The organism is Pseudobutyrivibrio xylanivorans, from assembly GCF_010906925.1.
GTDB lineage: Bacteria > Bacillota > Clostridia > Lachnospirales > Lachnospiraceae > Pseudobutyrivibrio.
Genome location: NZ_VTVE01000005.1, coordinates 44,599 through 62,223, shown reverse-complemented (window position 1 = coordinate 62,223; position 17,625 = coordinate 44,599). Strand labels below are relative to the sequence as shown.

The window sequence follows — 17,625 nt, the reverse complement described above, 5'->3', positions numbered from 1 at the left end:
ATTTGCCTCTAAAAATTCCGATTTATCGAATAGCTTTTCCTATACCTAGTTCTCTTCTCCAGACTGGCGCTTCACCATCATCGGACCAATACTCATCCATTTCCACAATTTTATCGTTTTTCATTTTAATAAAGCTTGTTACATGACATGATATTTTCGCATCTTCAGATTGGACTCTTCCAACAAAGATTACCTGAGAATCGAACTCTTCAATTCTTTCAATCTCGCCTTGCCATCTACCAGGATAGTCGCAATTAGCTTGAACATATTCTTCAACTGTAAATTGCTCATTCGTACAATGCCAACGAATAACTGCATCTTTACAGAAATAGGAAGATAAAGAACCTCTATTTTGAGTTATTATGTCATTCCAAAACAATTTAATATCCATATAATAATTCCCTTACAAATCCCGCTTTGTTTAATGAACCACTAACCCCGTCCCCCTGGTCCATTACTTACCATCACACCGAATATCCCAAGTTGATATCAAATGGTGCGATCAGCAATTTTTGTAGCTCTTTATTGTAATTGTCGAAAAAGATTTTTATGGCCTTGCCATAGTTTTCTTTAGTGTCAAATTCCCAGTATGAATAATACTTAACACACTTTACTATCTTGGTTAACTTCCTCGGAGGCTCGCCAAGTTCGATTCCATCTATTGTGAAAAATCTCTTGAAATACTTAAGTGATATGCAACCATCACATTTAAGCTGTTTTATGGTCATTTCCTCAATCTTAGTTTCAAATTGTTCGAGCTTATCAGGTTTTACCTGAAAGAGTTTCATCTCGATAAAGGTCTTATCCATTACGTGTCCCTCACTGTACTTGGTCAATTATGTTGTAAGATATTATCTCTTAACGGCAAAATTCATAATCCCGTTGATGGTATGAATCACAAAAAATGGAACCGCCGTCCCTGCCAACAGGTAATTTCTCTGCCAAAGTCCTAAAAACAAATAGTACAACGGAACAACGGCAAACTGAGTGATTATGATTAGCCATCCATACTGGTGACCCATATAGTACAGTATCCATCCAATAAAGTTGATCAGGATCATCAGCATCATAATAAAAAGGAATATCTTTTCTTTTATTGTTTCTTTCGGAATAAGATTAACATCATCCCTTACGATCAACATCAGCAGAATCATAGACAAAATACCAAATATTGCCTGTACTGTACCAATCCATTTAATCTCATTCGACATATTCATGATTGGATTTGATGCAGATTTTATCAATGGCATAACGATATATGGAATCTCTTGTATCACAAATGCTGCTATACCTATAAACGATATTCCCAAGTAATAGTTCTTGAACAAATGTAAAAACTTTATCATATTCCCCGTCCTCGTTAAAACTGAAATACAATTTACCTCTATAAATGCCGATTTTTATGATTCAATTTCAATATTAAATACTACAGTCTCACCGCAATCAGTACATTGATAAGGTCCATTTTTTAAATTGCCTCCTCTTCTAAAAGCATAAATGAACGGATATATTGCCTGCATTGCAACCATGCAAACATTATCACTATTATCTTTATCAAGGTCACTACCTATAAAATGAATAACATCTCCAACTTTGTACTTTGGACAATGACTTTCTACTACTGTAACCCTTACCTTGTTGTCTGTATAACCCACTTCAAACCTCCTTCAAATCCCGCTTTGTTTAATGTACCACTAACCCTGTCCCCTAGGTCCATTACCGTTTTATAATCATATTACATCTGCCCCAAGACTCATCTTTATACTTGAATGCGTCAGAAGTATTTTGTCTTTCTGTAAATCCGACGCCCTCATAGCATCTCTTGGCTCTTGCATTCTCAGGAAACACATTAAGCTGTACAGCCAAAACCTCCGAATCGGAAAAGGCATTTTGCACGGCTAGCTTAATCATTTCTTTCCCGATTCCTTTACCACGAACGGATGCATCAACCATAACAAATTTAAGCATCCCTTCATGAGTCTCTTGATTAAGCGAATAGCAATAGAATCCAACAACATGTCCTTCATCATCTACTGCAACGAAAGGAGTGTCCCCGAATTTTCCCGCTATTTCCGACAAAAAACTCCTAAGTTTTTCTTTTTCAAGCGGGTACGGAACTAGATTAGCGCACCACATCATATATGTTCTTTCATCTGTGATCCATGTCTTTACCACATCAAAATCATCGTCAATATTAAATAATCTAATTTTCATTTTACCTATCCTTATATCCTATAATGGACCACTAACCCCGTCCCCCTGGTCCATTTAAGCATACATCATTATACTCAAAAATCCAAATATGACTTTAATTTATTTATGTAAATGGAAATCGTGCAGAAGGCGTGGTGAGGTGGACTCTTCGACACATAAAAAAATAACCAGAGCTTTACGCTCTGGTTACTTTTTTATGATGCGGAAGGCGGGACTTGAACAGTTCTCTACCTTCAAAAACTACTATAGAATAAGGTGTCTATATATTTGATTATTTAACGTAATCAGCAGCTGAATCCAACAAAAATGTATCTTTAACGCTAAATGCATTTGATTACTTGGTTACATATCTAGTTACACAATCCAATTTAATAGAAGCGGAACCATCATCTGTGCTTATTATAAAATTATTAATTGTGTCACAGTACGAATTATAATAAATATAGTTCTTGCCTTCTGCTAACATAAAATGTGTTGTAGCCTGGCCAAGCTTCGCCATACCAGCTGCAGTTTCTTCCGGACTATCGAGTGAAAACCATATTTGTGAATAATCAATAGGGGCATTATTGTAAAAATCACTTGTGCAAATATTTAATACCCATTTATCTACTCCTTTTACATGAGCCGCAGCATATTTAAACTCACTATGGACAGAAATACATTGATTTAAATCAGTAGGGCAAAACAATAATGTATTTGGCAAAAAGATTTCACCATCTGTTCTTACTGTATTTTGCTGTATTTCTATTAGACATGGCTTGCTTGCAGTAATTTCAAAACATGGAATACTCTGCTCTATTTTTCTGTAACTGCAAGAATATGCATCATACCTAGCTTCATAAACATACTTAGTTTGCTTATTCATTTCGGAAACGACATTCTCTAACACTATTTGATTTGTATATTCGCTCTGAGGAACATAATTGGGGTCCACACTAGCCTTTGCTGTTCTATGATTAGGATCTACCATTAAACCTTTATCATATACTGGCATTGTCCCTTTTTTTATTTCCTCTAAAAGGATATTCCTTCCTGATTCCCAGGTTGGTTCACCCGGGGTTGCATAATAAACAAATGCAAAATCTCCAGCCTCTAAATCGTTACCATTTCCCACACAAATATATGAGTCAGAATCAAGATAGCAATACATATCATGAGCTTCATTCCATTTCATAGAATCATACCAGCCCAACCCCTCAGGCTTTTCATCAAAAGCATGCATAGCTTGAGCTGGAGATTGCTCATGACGCGCATAAATACCGCCCGCCAGACTATATATACTAGTGTAGTTAATTGTGGATACTATAACCGCTAAGGCCACACCAAAATTTAAAATATTAATCTTTTTCATTTAATTCCTCAACAAAATCTTAACAGTCGTTTCACTCCTTTGATACTTCATTAATAGTTAAATATTTCTGCCTTTATAGCCTCATACTCAGATACAGAAATTTGATCATTATTGAAATAGCAAGTAGCAGCTTCATCTAAATATCCCGAATCCTCTTCAATCTAATTTATGCTATTCCGAAACATTCCAATCGTAGTTGTACTCTGCAGCATTAGCATCAATAATCGCAGATTTAAGAGCTGTTAGTGAATCATATCCTTTAATAGAATAATAATTATAAACATTAAAATTATTAGAAGTAGTGCTATAATTCAATGCACTAATATCTGATTTTCCATCGCTATCAACCAAGATATCTTCATATGCCACATAATAGTAAGTTACGATATTATTCATTTTATTCATGTTCTCATATTGAAAAGTTAATTTATAGATAAACCCATAAACATTAACAGGGTCTGTTGAATTACCTTTAGAACAAATTGTAAAATCGCCCAAATAAACATTATCCTGAAGAGAAAACTTACCATCATAACTTGCAACAAAAGATGTGATAACGTCATCCGCTTGTCCCTTTAATTGCGATTTAATCTCAGAACTAATATCATCAACATTTTCCGCGTATCTATTAGGACATTCTACTGTATATGTCTTTGATGTTTCAGTGGGAATAACGCCATATGAGTTTGCTACTTCTTGTGTATCTACATCTAAAGTAACTGTAATTGTATCTCCATCTTTAAGAGCCTCATACTTATCACAGTAAAAATCACCGTTATTAAAATATTCACCATCGTAATCTAAAGCAATACTTGCCGATGGACTTGCCCCAACATAATTAATGGTTAAATGTTCAAATGCGTCATATTTATCTATTTCTTCAAGACCTTCAACAGTAACTTTTTCATTACTGTACTCAAACTCTAAATCAAAGTATTTTTCTAATTTCTTTTTATTAACATCCCAAGAATATTTAACAGTATCGCCATTTGAAAGATTAGTTTGCTTGCTTACATCAACATTTATACAAAAATAAATTAATATAGATTCTGGATCAAGATCTAAGTAGTCATAATACTCTCTCTCATAATAATCTAGTTTCTCCATATCACGAGAAATTTTATCTTCCTTAATCTTATCGCCATAATCATCGACAATGCTGTCATAATCAATTGAAACCTCTGCTGTACCATAACCATCAAAGCCTTCAAATGACACTTCAACATAGTCATTTAAATTTACTGTATGGGCGCGTTTGTTTAAAATCACCGCACCTATAATCAAAGCAATAAGCGCTACAACGCATAGCCCAATTATTGTAATAGTTTTTTTAGACATTTTTTTTGGCTGCTTGCTTGGCATAATGGCATTAGCCGCATAAGCAGTTGGTTTTAACTCATCCTCAAATTTTGCTCCGCATTTTGGGCAGAATTTTGCATTCTCTTCAATAACATTTCCACACTTTGTACAAAACATAAACTAGCTTCCTCCTAACAATTTTAAGCAACAATCAAAATAGGACAAAAAAATAGCCCTTATTAAATAAGGGCTAGCAAATTACAACTATTAAGCAACTGACTACCATTTCAAAGGCTCTAGAGTTTTGCGTCCCATGCTTTCGCATGGTTTGCCCTATATATTTAATAACTGGGCGACATAATATCATATTTCCCCAATCTACGCAAGTGCGTATACGCGAAATCGTAAAAATTTTTAGAATATTTCTTGCGAGGGTTGGAGTATGAATGTAAAAGACGCAACCGTAATTCGGTTCAAAGAGATATTAAAAGAACGTAATATTGCCATTAATGAATTGGCTACGATGTCAGGTGTGACACCATCAACAGCATATAGCATGTTTGATTCATCAAGAAGGGACATTTCATTGATAACAGTTAAAAAATTTTGTGATGGTTTGGGAATTACTTTAGAAGAATTCTTTAATTCAAAAATATTCACTGAACTAGAACCAGAAATAAAATAGATATAAATCCATGCGGGAAGCTTTAGCTTCCCGCTTCCTTTTTTCGGAAGGCGGGGTGAGGAGGTAAAAGAAAAAGGTCCGGTGGACCTTTTTCCCTCCGAACCGACCGACGATGCCACTTGTGGCGAGGAGACCTTGGACCCAGGGTTCAAGGGACTCTTCGGCACAAAAAAATAGAGCAAGCACCTTTTGGTGTTTGCTCTATTTTTCTGATGCGGAAGGCGGGACTTGAACCCGCACGCTCGCAATGAGCACAAGATCCTTAGTCTTGCTCGTCTGCCAGTTCCGACACTTCCGCGTGTCTTAACGACAAGAAGTATAATAGCAAAGGAACCGCTAATAGTCAACGATTTTTAGCAAATTAAAGTGTCTTTCTTTAGCGCACTAAATCAGAAAATTCAGACTATTGCATGCCCCAGTAAATATTGGTGCCATGGCTCATAATAAGCCCCCTTCAAATGCACTCCATCCGAGGTCCATTCAGAGTTCAAATTACCCTCTTCATCATCCACTGCCTCGTTAATATTAATATAGAAAATCTTCTTTTCATCAGCCAGTTTTTTGATGGCCTCATTTCTAGCTTCTATATTTGTATTGTTGTAAAGCTCGTCATTGTCATTTTTTTCTTTATTAACATGCATGATGCTGTTAATGTAAACAATGGCATTAGGCTGACTGGCCATTATTCCATCCACAACTTCCTTATAAGCTGCTCCAAATGACTCTGGATCACCAATGCCTATCTCATTGATGCCTACCATTATATAAATTTTGGTAAACTGCTGTCCCTCAAGGGCTTCCCAGAGGGTAATTTTCCTCCCATCTTCGCTCTGAATCCATTCCTTATCACGGATATCGTAGATGGTAAGTGACTTCTTGGCATAGAAAGTAGCCCTAGTGTCAAGAGCCTCACAGTACTCAGAAAGTCCCACCATACGAGAATCACCTATAAACAGTGCATCCTCAAAATAACTATCATCCACAGTGGTAAACTTTTTCCTGTCATCCTTTGGCGTATCAGGTTTATTATGGCCGCTCTCAGGCTTAGATGTATTGTTGTTAATATTGTTTTCCTTTTCAACCTGCGCATCAGCCTGAGGCTTCTTAACAGGTGAATCTGGACTCCAAGGATAAACACCATTTGCAGCTGCTGTAAGAACAGTTGATAAAATAGGTCTATCCAAGATACTGCCCCAATAAGGCGAGTACATCCCGTCCTTTGAGTAGAAAGCCGTCACAGACAATCCTATGGAGCTTATAATTATTAAGCTAATCAGAAAAAATCCTTTTATTTTCATATATTTCCCCAAACTAGAATCTAAGATACATAAATGGATTGCCAGAGGAATTTGCAAGACTAAAAATAGCTACCCAGAACAATCCAAACAATCCTAGTACTATCAGAAAATTATCCTTATGTTTCTTATAAATATTAGTAACAAATGGCATACTGAAGAATAGGCCAAGTGCTAAAAATGGCCAATAACTCTTCAAGCACTTGATATAGTCACTTCCATTTACCGCAATACTGATATCCCAAATTGGAAATAGTCTAAGAAGGTAAATTCGCAAATCCTTGAATGAGTGAATAGCAAATATCACCCAAGTAACAGGGATAATAACCAAAACATTAATGCGTCCAATTATCATGTAAAGCCACTTTACGTGGGATAACACGAACTTCTCTATCATAATGATAAGGCAAATCACGCCTGCCCAAATCAGAAAGTTTAAAGTAATTCCATGCCAAATGCCAGTGAAAATCCACACTACGATAAGATTAAAAGCTGTGCGTAACCAACCCTTGCGATTGCCTCCAAGTGGGAAATACACATAGTCTCTAAACCATGTTCCAAGCGTACTGTGCCATCTTCTATAAAAATCTGAAATAGAAGAAGCAAAATAAGGCTGATCAAAGTTCCTAATAAATGGGAATCCAAGCATGATGCCCACACCTGCTGCCATAAGAGAATATCCCCAGAAATCAAAATATAAATCAAGGGAATATGTATATGCCCCAAGCCATGCAAGTGGAGTAGAGATACTTTCATATCCTATAGTCTTGATATCATTCCAAAGAATAGCCAGGTGGTCTGCAATAATAACCTTGAAGAATAAACCAATAACAAAATACTTAAGGCCATCCTCTATCCTGCTAATTACTTTATAAAATCTGGCGCCAAATTTATCCTGTCCCTTACGCCAGAAGTCATTCTCAATTATGTAGTTAAATCTAGCAATTGGACCTGAAATAATCTGAGGGAACATCAAAAGATAATTAGCCAAATCGATAAAGCTAGTGCCACTTATCATGCCTCTAAAAGAATCAACCTGATATGAAATCAACTTGAATACAAAATAACTAAGTCCGATAGGAATAATAATGCCAAGCTTCAGCACTCCACACGCCTTAAAAAAGCCTAGCAAGGACACATCAAGAATAATCCCAAGAGCCAAAAGCCACTTCCATCTCCTGTAGATGTTAATCTTGGCGAAACACCAAGTCACAAAAGTCCCCGCAACTAAAACAACAATGAGAATAGGTTCATTGATGTAATAGAAAACAAGGCTCTCTGCCAACAAGGTCCATGGTCTGAATTTGGCCGGTGTAAGATAATATATTATTAAAAAGATTGGCAACAATCTAAAAATAAAATTCAAATCTGAAAAGGTCATTTTCATTCTCCCATACAATAACTCACATTTAGTATACCTTAAATCTCAAATATTTTACATATTTGAGCAACAATCCGTTTAATCTTGGCAATTATCGCTAGTTTTGCCACCTATGCTGGACTCTTTTCGATAATCTTGCAAAAAATTAAAAAAATTACCATTTATCCCTTGACGCAGCATAGATGGTTTGTTATTATAATCAAGTCGCGCGGAAGTGTCGGAACTGGCAGACGAGCAAGACTAAGGATCTTGTGCTCATTGCGAGCGTGCGGGTTCAAGTCCCGCCTTCCGCATCCTTTAAAAGAGAGTAACCAAGTAATTGGTTGCTCTTTTTTGTTATACCACCTCACCCCGTTTTCCGCAGGAAGGGCCCATAATATATGCGTCTTCCTCGTGTGCCTTCGTCAATCATATTTTTTTCACATTAGCTTACATTTTACTTCACTATTTCTACACAGGGTTTGATGTATAGTTTTAATTACACACCACTTAAGTTACTAGTTTCATTTAGGGGGATTAATGTTTTCACAGTTTCATAGTCTTAAAAGAGGAGGTAACTGCTATGAATGAAGAAAACATTAAGCGAATGGAATCACGTCTTGCAAGAGCTTACAAAGAGGGACACTATAAAGAGGACTTGGAAAAGATGCTTGAAGAGAAGCATGGTATTTTACATAATATTGCAGAAGCAATATCTTCTATTTTTAGCTAAGCAAAAGCGCTAACCCAGTTATATGGGCTAGCGCTTATTTTTAATCAACTTGTACTATTGGAAGCTCAAACCAGAATGTTGCTCCTTTACCTCTAATAGAAGAAACTCCATATTTGGCTCCGTGAAGCTCTAAGACATTTTTAACAATCGAAAGACCAAGACCTGTACCCTGAAGCGCTCTCTTATGAGTGGTCTTGTCCTTGTAGTATCTATCCCAAACATAAGGTATGTCCTCTTGCTTTACTCCATTTCCTGTATCAATAACTTCGATTCGAAGGATTCCATCCGTCACTTTCTGATGGACCGTTACTTTTTTGTCCTCACCGGTGTAGTTGATAGCGTTGTTTACCAGATTGTAAATAACCTGATACATCTTTTGCTCGTCAGCCTCCACATATATCTCATCATCATAGATGAAATCAATAGTGTAACCATCCACCTCTCTAAGCTTGTTATATCTCTCAAGGACATGTTTAATGCTTTCAGTAATATTGTAAACTGCAGGTTTGATGGTGATAGTGCCTGCCTTTAGCTTTGAAATATCAAGCATATCATTAACGAGTCCTGTCAGACGCTCCGTCTCTTCTATTATAGCCTGAACATTTTCTGGAGTATTTTCTCCTGGAATATCTCTCATAACCTCTGCATATCCCTTAATCATAGTAAGAGGCGTTCTCAGGTCATGGGACACATTTGCAATCAACTCTTTTTGGAGCGCATCTGCTTTCCCCAATTCCTTAGCCGCGTAATTAAGGGTGTCTGATAATTCGGCCACCTCCATATAGTCGCCTGAATCAAATGTAACAGAATAATCTCCCTGGGCAAGTTTTTTGGCACCATCATTAAGACTGATAATAGACCTAGACACACTTTTTGAATTAACCACAGCAAGAACAAAAGCAAACACAACCATGATAATTGAAATCATCTTCAGCTGTGCTTCGAGAGTGGTAACAGTGGCATCAATAGGAGTAAGCACTGAGTTAATCATTACTACAGTCTGCCTGTGGTCGTTTTCAACTATGCTGACATAGATAACAGACTCAGCTCTATCATCACCTATATTTTGTCTAAACTCAGATATAGTTGTATTCTCTCGTCCAGAAATGGTGTACCCAACTCTGCCTTCACCTTGATTAATCTCACCATTCTCCGACTCTGGTGTGGCACCAGAAATAATCTCAACGCTTTCTTGGTTACCAATCAACTGCTGAATAAGGAAGCCCTCTTGGCTATCTTTTTGCATCTCGCTTCCCTTGTACTCAACAACAGCTTTGCCCCCATTAGCCACGGCTGTATCATAAAAAAGTCCAAAAATATATCTAGGCATGCCCGCTATATGAGAATTTGGAATGTAATCTGCATTGTACAAAGTGTTTCCAAATCTATCAGTAATAAATATGCCCAGGTTGTGACTGGCAGCAATTTCTTCTATGGTGTCGCTATCATCCTCTTTGTTGCGGACCAACTCTTCAATCTGACTGAGAACAGTCTCCGTCTCTCTTCTTTTAATTATTTTGTAGAAATCATTTAGATATACTATCTGAAAAAGCCACAGCACTCCTAAAAGTACTATGGCAAAAATTAAGAATATGCAAAATGTCTTCCATCTAATACTAAAGCGACTATTATTCAAAGGAATCCTCCAAAACCAAACTATGTCTCAAAACGATATCCAATACCCCTAAGTGTCACCAGCAATTTTCTATATTCCCCCAAACTATTTCGCAATAGCTTAATATGAGTATCTAGAGTCCTATCGTCTCCATAATAATCATAGCCCCAGACCTGAGTAATGATTTGATCTCTTTGAAGGGCAATATTTTTATTCTTCGCAAGATAAAAAAGTAATTCATATTCTTTTGGTGACATCTCGATTCGCTTGCCATCGATAGATACAGTCCTTGCAGTAAAATTAATCTCAAGTCCCTCGTATTCGAATATGTCAGCCTGTCCCTCAGTTGTCCTGACACGACTAGTAACTACCTTCACTCGCATCATAAGTTCCTTAGGAGAAAATGGCTTGACCACATAATCATCTACTCCTGCTTCAAACCCGTGGATTCTATCATACTCCTCGCCTCTAGCAGAAAGCATAATAACAGGAATATCCTTTATCTTTTTTATCTCTGTACAGGCAGAAAAACCATCCAACTCAGGCATCATAACATCCATAATAATAACATCATAGTTGCTATTTTCTCTGACCTTTTGGATGGCATCCATACCATCAGTAGCTTCTTCAATTAAATAGCCTTCAAACTCACCGTATTTGCGGATAATTGAACGAATCTTTTCCTCATCGTCAACTACCAATATTTTTTTCATATACGCCTCCTATATGCTATCACATCAAGCATTTTCGCTCCTCAATGTGAATTCTAGGTGATGTAAAATAAATTTTTTAGTGAATATATGTCTTTTTAGCCTTGCGAATTACATAGGAAAAAATAATCCAAACAACTACAAAGGCAAGTAAGAATGCAGCATTGACAGCCTTTGGAAATACCACCTTCTGTGAATCGCTTAATACGCCCTGAATACCAAACACAACGCAAAATGCGCCAAAAATTGCTGACTTTGGCATGAGATATTTTGACAATCCCTGAATATCTGAAACTCTAGCTCTCTCCTCTGCTGTAATAAGCATATTATCCACATCGCCCTTCTTGTAATATCTGATTCCAGAAAAAACAAGATACGCTCCAAGAGCTAAAACCACGATATCAATAATCAACATAAAATTCATTCCCATAACACATAAAACCTCTCAATTATTTTTTAGTTAATTATAGCTTTTTTCCTATGCTAATTCTATAAAAAACAACTATCTAAATGTCTTTTGTAAATTTCCATTCAATTCATTAATTATTCACAAGTTATCAGCAAATTCGTTTGAATTAAACCTATTGTTATTGTATTATTAATTTATACTTTGTAGGAGGGTAGGCTTATGGACATCACCAATAAGAAAATATTAATTTGCGACGATTCAGTTCTTGCTAGAAAACAGCTTATGGATGCCGTAAAGGAAATTGCAGACGGCGCTATTTTCCTGGAAGGCAGGAATGGTACCGAAGCCATCGAACTTTACAAGAAAGAGAAACCCGACATTGTTTTTATGGATATAGTTATGCCGGAGAAAGATGGCAACGAAGCACTTTCAGAAATTAAGGCATTTGATCAAGATGCGGTAATCATCATCGTATCTTCTGTAGGTACACAAGATCAGCTAAAAAAGGCTATTCAACTAGGCGCGAAGGATTTCATCCAGAAGCCTTTTGAAAAAAACCAAATTAGCGAAATTATTGAACTGCGTCTTGGAGGAAAATAATTTATGTTTACACAATTCTTAGGGAATTATTTGCTACAAAAGGGCATAGTCACACGAGACCAGCTCTTTAATGCAATGGCTCGTCTTTCACAGTCACACATCAAGCTTGGTACGATTGCAATCCACGAAGGTCTGATGACTGCTAATGAAGTTGACGAGTGTCTCTATATTCAAACTCGTGAAGATAAACGATTTGGAGAAATTGCTGTAGCACGTGGATATTTATCCGAAGAAAATGTCTCAGATTTGCTATCTAAGCAAACTCCAGACTATATTCTATTGGGCCAGAATCTCGTAGAAGATGGAATTATCAGCTATGAGGATTTGGAACGAATAATTTTCGACTATAAAGCTGACAATGAATTATATGATTTGGAGCTTGATGTCGAAAATAGCGGAATAGTTCAATCCATAATTGAAAAGTTTTTCCTCATGGCAGAAATGCCTGCTAACGATTTAAACGTAATGTACTTGGAGCTTATGTTTAACAGTTTGATTCGCTTTATTGGCGAGGATTTCTCTCCTCTCACACCAATGATTGTGGACGAGTATCCAATTACATTTGGAGTATCGCAAGCTGTGATCGGAGACAGAGATTACATCACACATATTGACTGTGATAGAGAAACTGCCATCGCTTTCGCATCAAGATATGCAAAAGAGGATTTCAGCGAATTCAATGAATATGTAATTGCAGCCCTTGAGGATTTCCTAAATCTACACAACGGTCTGTATATTGTAAATGTATCAAACCAGCAATCTAAAAATATAGAACTGGCACCACCAGAGATTACCGAAGAAGGTGTACTAATGGGAGTTAACAAATGTGTGGACTTCCCTGTCGCGTATCCATTTGGAATTGTTCATTTAATTGTTTCGTACTAAAAAAAGAGCCCTAAGGGCTCTTTTTTTAATATTATTAAATTCCGAGGAATCTCTTAACCTCTGAGCACATATCAGCAACTTCTACTACTGTATCGTGAAGTACTGCAGCGCTTCTGATTTCTTCGATTGCATTAGGAACATCTACCTTAGCAAGCTCAGAAAGCTTGTCAACAAGTACAAAATCCTCTTCCTTCTCGTATGCAGAATCGATAGCTCCCATTACCGCACGTGTGAACTTGAATGGGCTAGCTGTTGAAGCAATGACTGTTGTCTTGCCATCTGAAGCTTCGCTCTCGTACTTATTGTAAACACATGAAGCAACTGCTGTATGTGTATCGATAACATATCCTGTCTTGTCGTAAAGATTCTTGATAGTCTCGCCTGTCTCCTGCTCTGATGCATAATTGCCATAGAAAGAATCAAGCTTAGCCTTCATGTCTGCTGTAATCTCGTACTTGCCTGTTGTCTTGAGACTCTCCATAAGCTGTGCATTCTTAGCAGCGTCATCTCCTGCAATGTGATAGATAAGTCTCTCTAAGTTGCTAGAGATGAGAATATCCATTGATGGAGAATTAGTAAGGATAAAGTCACGGTTCTTATCATACTCACCTGTAGTGAAGAAATCGTAAAGAACCTTGTTCTCGTTAGATGCGCAGATAAGCTTTGCAATTGGAAGACCCATATTCTTAGCATAGTATGCAGCAAGAATATTACCAAAGTTTCCAGTAGGAACAACTACATTAATCTGCTCGCCGTTCTTGATCTTCTCCTCACCAAGAAGCTTAGCATACGCATATACGTAGTAAGCAATCTGAGGAACAAGACGACCGATGTTGATTGAGTTAGCAGATGAGAACTGGAATCCAGCTCCATCAAGCTCCTTAGCAAGTGCCTTATCATTGAACATCTGCTTAACACCAGTCTGAGCCTGATCGAAGTTACCCTTGATACCAACTACATGAGTGTTAGCACCCTTCTGTGTAACCATCTGACGCTCCTGGATAGCAGAAACACCATTCTTTGGATAGAAAACTACAATACGTGTACCCTCAACATCTGCAAAACCTGCAAGTGCAGCCTTACCTGTATCACCAGATGTAGCTGTAAGGATAACGATATCATTTTTAATATTATTTTTACGAGCGGAAGTAATCATAAGATGTGGCAAAATTGAAAGTGCCATATCCTTGAATGCAATTGTTGCACCGTGGAAAAGCTCAAGATAGTATGCGCCATCAGCATAAACAAGTGGAGCAATCTCCTCTGTGTCAAACTTGCTGTCGTATGCGCTATTGATACAATGCTTTAACTCATCCTCTGTGAAATCGCTTAAGAAAAGCTTTAATACTTCGTATGCTACCTGCTGATATGACATCTCAGCAAGCTTATCTAAAGAAACATCAAGCTGAGGGATAGATGTAGGAACAAATAATCCGCCATCATCTGCAAGACCCTTTAAAATAGCCTGTGATGCTGTAATCTCCTGCTTATTTACATCTCTTGTACTAACATATTTAACTGCCATGATTCTTCCTCTCCATGATTATTAATTTTCTCACAATACTTTAACATACTAAAGAATTAAAATCTACATTTATTCTTTGCAGGCCTTGATTTTCGTCCTATTCAGCATTTTTAGGATTGGAATGCAAGTTTTTTTGTAACATTTAGTGAAAATTAATTGTGATAAAGCTTGTTTCCTTCGTAACGAGGCTCACATGTAAGCTGTACGCCAAGCTGCTTAAATACACCTACATCCACTGAAGAAAGAATAACTGAAGAATGAACCTCAGCACCATCTAATGCAGGAAGGCAATCGTAAGCCTTTTTAGCATTCTCACTGCTGATAGCTTCCATTGAAAGTGCAATAAGGAGCTCATTCAAATGAAGGTGTGGGTTGTTATCTCCTAAATAATTAGTCTTAAGGTTCATAATAGGTGTAAGAACTTCTGGTGAAATAAGCTTTACCTCATCAGGAATCTCTGCCACGTATTTAAGAGCATTTAAAATCATAGCTGATGAAGCGCCAAGCATTTCAGATGTCTTACCTGTGATAATTTTGCCATCTGAAAGTTCCATAGCAGCACATGGTACACCTGTCTGATCTGCTTTGATATTGGCTGCTGCAACTACCGGTCTATCAGACACAGAAATGCCTGCCTTTTCCATAAGAAGCTCAAGCTTCTGAATTGCAGAATCGCTTCCATCGCCCTTTCTTCTAGCAACAGTAGCCTCGTAATAGCGGCGGATAATCTCCTGCTTTGAAGCACTCTGACATGCCTCATCGTCAATAATTGCATTGCCTGCCATATTAACGCCCATATCTGTAGGTGACTTGTAAGGTGACTCGCCAGAAATCTTCTCAAACATAGCCTTGAGAACTGGGAATACCTCTACATCACGGTTGTAGTTAACAACAGTCTCACCATAAGCTTCCAAATGGAATGGGTCAATCATATTTACATCATTTAAGTCAGCTGTGGCAGCCTCGTAAGCCAAATTCACTGGATGGTTAAGTGGTAAATTCCAAATAGGGAATGTCTCGAACTTAGCATATCCAGCCTTAACGCCACGCTTAGATTCATGATAAAGCTGAGAAAGGCATGTAGCCATCTTTCCTGAACCAGGTCCTGGAGCTGTAACTACTACAAGTGGTCTGGTTGTTTCAATATAATCATTTTTACCAAAGCCCTCATCAGATACAATAAATGGAATGTTTGATGGGTAGCCTGGAATAATATAGTGTCTGAATACCTTTAAGCCCAAAGCCTTGAGCTTTTTCTCGTATGCTACTGCTGAAGGCTGTTCAGCAAATTGAGTAAGAACTACAGAACCCACATAGAGCCCATAGCTTGTAAATGCATCAATAAGTCTAAGAAGATCCATATCGTATGTAATACCGATATCTCCACGGACCTTGTTTTTCTCAATATCACCAGCCTTGATAGCAATTACAATCTCAGTCTTGTCAGCAAGCTCCTTAAGCATTGTAATCTTTGCATCAGGCTTGAATCCTGGAAGAACTCGAGAAGCGTGATAATCATCAAAAAGCTTACCTCCGAATTCAAGATAAAGCTTACCTCCAAATTGATCGATGCGCTCCCTGATTCTCTTTGATTGCATCTCAGTATACTTTTCGTTACTAAATCCTATGTTTCTCATACACTCTTCTTTCTCAACTATTATTTTTTATAGGTTCAAAATGCTCAAAATATCTCATTAAGCAATTGACTTTATAATCTTACCATATAACTTTTTCGAATCAACTACCAATTGCTTAAATTTCACATTATAACTCTTATATTTTAACGTAACCTTTTATCGGAAAAAAGCCCTTAAATAAGCCGACGCAAAAAACGAGTCTCCAAATCAATATTGGGGACTCGTTTTACATTTTACAATATTTACTTTTCTTCCTATGCCGTCATCCATTTTTTCTCAAATGCCTCCCAGCCCTCTGATTCTCTTACAAACTTATAAGTATCGTCCTCGCTGAAATGCTTAAGGGTATTAACACGCAAAGTCTGAAATATAGTAGGATTAACTTCCTGGAATGTCATATGCTCAAATAGCTTTGACTTTGTATAATCCATAACAGTATTAGTGGTTGATAAAAGGCAATCCAGTAGTCTTAATGTCTCTTTTGAATCTTTTAGAGCAACGGCTAACTCTAATTTTCCTGCATTTTTATGGTACTCACCCATTTCAAAAAGCTCTGCTAAAGCACTTTCTTTTTCAATAATCACCTGAGCTTTTTCAAAATTTTCAGTTTTCACTGCTACCATGAATATCTCAAGAAGCATAACCGACATAGTCTGATAGTTAGCTAGCACCTCTGCTTCTAGTGTTTTATATGCCTCTTCATATTGGCCTTTGCCATAGTAAATAGTCGCTAACTTTCTCTTTCTATCAGGGTCCTTAGCTGAAAAATATCTCAAACATCTCTCAGCATCCTCATACATTTCCTTTCTAATATATAAAGCATAGAGACCATCAGCTGCTCCTACTCGTATTTCTTCATCATGGCTAAATAATAGATTCTGATAGCTTCCTTGAATCCACTTATCATATTCTTCATTTTTATCCACGCCTAGAATGACACACCTACTATTAAAAATACCAATAAGAGAAAGCAGCAGCGACTCAGCATTAGGATATTCCTTAGTAACTTCTATGATTCTCTGATACACAGTCTCAATTGGCTCGGTATCAAACATCTCGTATATCTCTTTTATAATACTTGATACCTCAATTTCCGACAGCTCCTCTTTGAATGAAAGAAGCTCATCCAATGAGACATTCAGCAATCTGGCAATGGGGGCTAGTAGGGAAATATCCGGCATTGAAGCACCGCTCTCCCATTTATTTACTGCTGGAGCAGTAACTCCCAGCCTATTTGCCATCTCTTCCTGAGTCATATTCTTTTCTTTCCTGTGTTTTCGAATTACTTCATTTATTTTCATAAATAC

General features: G+C 37.2%; 19 protein-coding genes, 2 tRNA genes and 1 riboswitch. Of the genes, 5 read left to right on the top strand and 16 right to left on the bottom strand.

The annotated features are described in order from the left end of the window. Positions 1-22 precede the first annotated feature (22 nt). The 7 genes from F0Q01_RS12895 to F0Q01_RS12865 all read right to left on the bottom strand — a co-directional run bounded on the left by F0Q01_RS12895 (position 23) and on the right by F0Q01_RS12865 (position 5,041). The gene (locus F0Q01_RS12895) at positions 23-391 is read right to left on the bottom strand and encodes a hypothetical protein (RefSeq protein WP_090154923.1); all 369 of its coding nucleotides are present in this window, start codon (positions 389-391) and stop codon (positions 23-25) included. Positions 392-464: 73 nt separating this feature from the next. Further along, positions 465-809: a hypothetical protein gene (locus F0Q01_RS12890; protein WP_090489203.1), complete on the bottom strand. Its 345-nt coding sequence runs from the start codon at positions 807-809 to the stop codon at positions 465-467. A 42-nt stretch (positions 810-851) separates the two neighbouring features. Next, the gene (locus F0Q01_RS12885) at positions 852-1,346 is read right to left on the bottom strand and encodes a hypothetical protein (RefSeq protein WP_090489201.1); all 495 of its coding nucleotides are present in this window, start codon (positions 1,344-1,346) and stop codon (positions 852-854) included. A 54-nt stretch (positions 1,347-1,400) separates the two neighbouring features. Next, positions 1,401-1,655 carry a TIGR04076 family protein gene (locus F0Q01_RS12880; RefSeq protein WP_090489199.1) on the bottom strand — a complete coding sequence of 85 codons (255 nt, stop codon included), beginning with the start codon at positions 1,653-1,655 and terminating at the stop codon, positions 1,401-1,403. A gap of 61 nt (positions 1,656-1,716) precedes the next feature. Next, a complete protein-coding gene (locus F0Q01_RS12875) occupies positions 1,717-2,214 on the bottom strand; it encodes a GNAT family N-acetyltransferase (RefSeq protein WP_090489197.1) in 498 nt (165 codons plus the stop codon). 334 nt (positions 2,215-2,548) lie between these two features. After that, positions 2,549-3,565 (bottom strand): hypothetical protein, encoded by a 1,017-nt coding sequence (locus tag F0Q01_RS12870; RefSeq protein ID WP_090489196.1) that lies wholly within the window; start codon positions 3,563-3,565, stop codon positions 2,549-2,551. Between the two features lie 171 nt (positions 3,566-3,736). Beyond that, the gene (locus F0Q01_RS12865) at positions 3,737-5,041 is read right to left on the bottom strand and encodes a zinc ribbon domain-containing protein (RefSeq protein ID WP_090489194.1); all 1,305 of its coding nucleotides are present in this window, start codon (positions 5,039-5,041) and stop codon (positions 3,737-3,739) included. 90 nt (positions 5,042-5,131) lie between these two features. Beyond that, positions 5,132-5,207, bottom strand: a riboswitch (cyclic di-GMP riboswitch). Positions 5,208-5,306: 99 nt separating this feature from the next. On the opposite strand from F0Q01_RS12865, the gene F0Q01_RS12860 reads away from it, so the two are divergent. Then, complete coding sequence (locus tag F0Q01_RS12860; RefSeq protein ID WP_090489192.1) at positions 5,307-5,549, top strand: helix-turn-helix domain-containing protein; 243 nt, start codon at positions 5,307-5,309, stop codon at positions 5,547-5,549. A gap of 213 nt (positions 5,550-5,762) precedes the next feature. On the opposite strand, the gene F0Q01_RS12855 is transcribed toward F0Q01_RS12860, so the two are convergent. The 3 genes from F0Q01_RS12855 to F0Q01_RS12845 all read right to left on the bottom strand — a co-directional run bounded on the left by F0Q01_RS12855 (position 5,763) and on the right by F0Q01_RS12845 (position 8,225). Beyond that, positions 5,763-5,847 (bottom strand) — tRNA-Leu (locus tag F0Q01_RS12855). A 100-nt stretch (positions 5,848-5,947) separates the two neighbouring features. Further along, entirely contained in the window at positions 5,948-6,733 is a 786-nt protein-coding gene (locus tag F0Q01_RS12850; protein ID WP_163927276.1) for a GDSL-type esterase/lipase family protein, read from the bottom strand. Positions 6,734-6,860: 127 nt separating this feature from the next. Beyond that, a complete protein-coding gene (locus F0Q01_RS12845) occupies positions 6,861-8,225 on the bottom strand; it encodes an MBOAT family O-acyltransferase (RefSeq protein WP_242941875.1) in 1,365 nt (454 codons plus the stop codon). Positions 8,226-8,433: 208 nt separating this feature from the next. Between F0Q01_RS12845 and F0Q01_RS12840 the strand changes: the two genes are divergently transcribed. Both F0Q01_RS12840 and F0Q01_RS12835 read left to right on the top strand, forming a co-directional pair. After that, positions 8,434-8,518, top strand: a tRNA-Leu gene (locus F0Q01_RS12840). A gap of 269 nt (positions 8,519-8,787) precedes the next feature. Beyond that, entirely contained in the window at positions 8,788-8,937 is a 150-nt protein-coding gene (locus F0Q01_RS12835; RefSeq protein WP_163927274.1) for a hypothetical protein, read from the top strand. Between the two features lie 40 nt (positions 8,938-8,977). Here F0Q01_RS12835 and F0Q01_RS12830 read toward each other — a convergent pair whose 3' ends face one another. The 3 genes from F0Q01_RS12830 to F0Q01_RS12820 form a co-directional block, all read right to left on the bottom strand. Beyond that, complete coding sequence (locus F0Q01_RS12830) at positions 8,978-10,573, bottom strand: sensor histidine kinase (RefSeq protein WP_090489188.1); 1,596 nt, start codon at positions 10,571-10,573, stop codon at positions 8,978-8,980. Between the two features lie 20 nt (positions 10,574-10,593). After that, positions 10,594-11,265, bottom strand: coding sequence for a response regulator transcription factor (locus tag F0Q01_RS12825; RefSeq protein ID WP_090489186.1), 672 nt, complete (start codon positions 11,263-11,265; stop codon positions 10,594-10,596). 76 nt (positions 11,266-11,341) lie between these two features. Further along, positions 11,342-11,692 carry a hypothetical protein gene (locus F0Q01_RS12820; RefSeq protein WP_090155258.1) on the bottom strand — a complete coding sequence of 117 codons (351 nt, stop codon included), beginning with the start codon at positions 11,690-11,692 and terminating at the stop codon, positions 11,342-11,344. 198 nt (positions 11,693-11,890) lie between these two features. Here F0Q01_RS12820 and F0Q01_RS12815 point away from each other — a divergent pair, with 198 nt between their 5' ends. Further along, positions 11,891-12,271, top strand: coding sequence for a response regulator (locus F0Q01_RS12815; protein ID WP_090155260.1), 381 nt, complete (start codon positions 11,891-11,893; stop codon positions 12,269-12,271). A 3-nt stretch (positions 12,272-12,274) separates the two neighbouring features. Next, on the top strand, positions 12,275-13,156 hold the full coding sequence (locus F0Q01_RS12810) for a chemotaxis protein CheX (protein ID WP_090489184.1): 882 nt from the start codon (positions 12,275-12,277) through the stop codon (positions 13,154-13,156). Positions 13,157-13,190: 34 nt separating this feature from the next. On the opposite strand, the gene thrC is transcribed toward F0Q01_RS12810, so the two are convergent. The 3 genes from thrC to F0Q01_RS12795 all read right to left on the bottom strand — a co-directional run bounded on the left by thrC (position 13,191) and on the right by F0Q01_RS12795 (position 17,619). Beyond that, complete coding sequence (gene thrC / locus F0Q01_RS12805) at positions 13,191-14,681, bottom strand: threonine synthase (RefSeq protein ID WP_090489183.1); 1,491 nt, start codon at positions 14,679-14,681, stop codon at positions 13,191-13,193. Positions 14,682-14,833: 152 nt separating this feature from the next. Beyond that, a complete protein-coding gene (locus tag F0Q01_RS12800) occupies positions 14,834-16,318 on the bottom strand; it encodes a DUF1846 domain-containing protein (protein ID WP_090489181.1) in 1,485 nt (494 codons plus the stop codon). A 254-nt stretch (positions 16,319-16,572) separates the two neighbouring features. After that, positions 16,573-17,619 (bottom strand): helix-turn-helix domain-containing protein, encoded by a 1,047-nt coding sequence (locus F0Q01_RS12795; RefSeq protein WP_163927272.1) that lies wholly within the window; start codon positions 17,617-17,619, stop codon positions 16,573-16,575. Between the last annotated feature and the right edge of the window lie 6 nt (positions 17,620-17,625).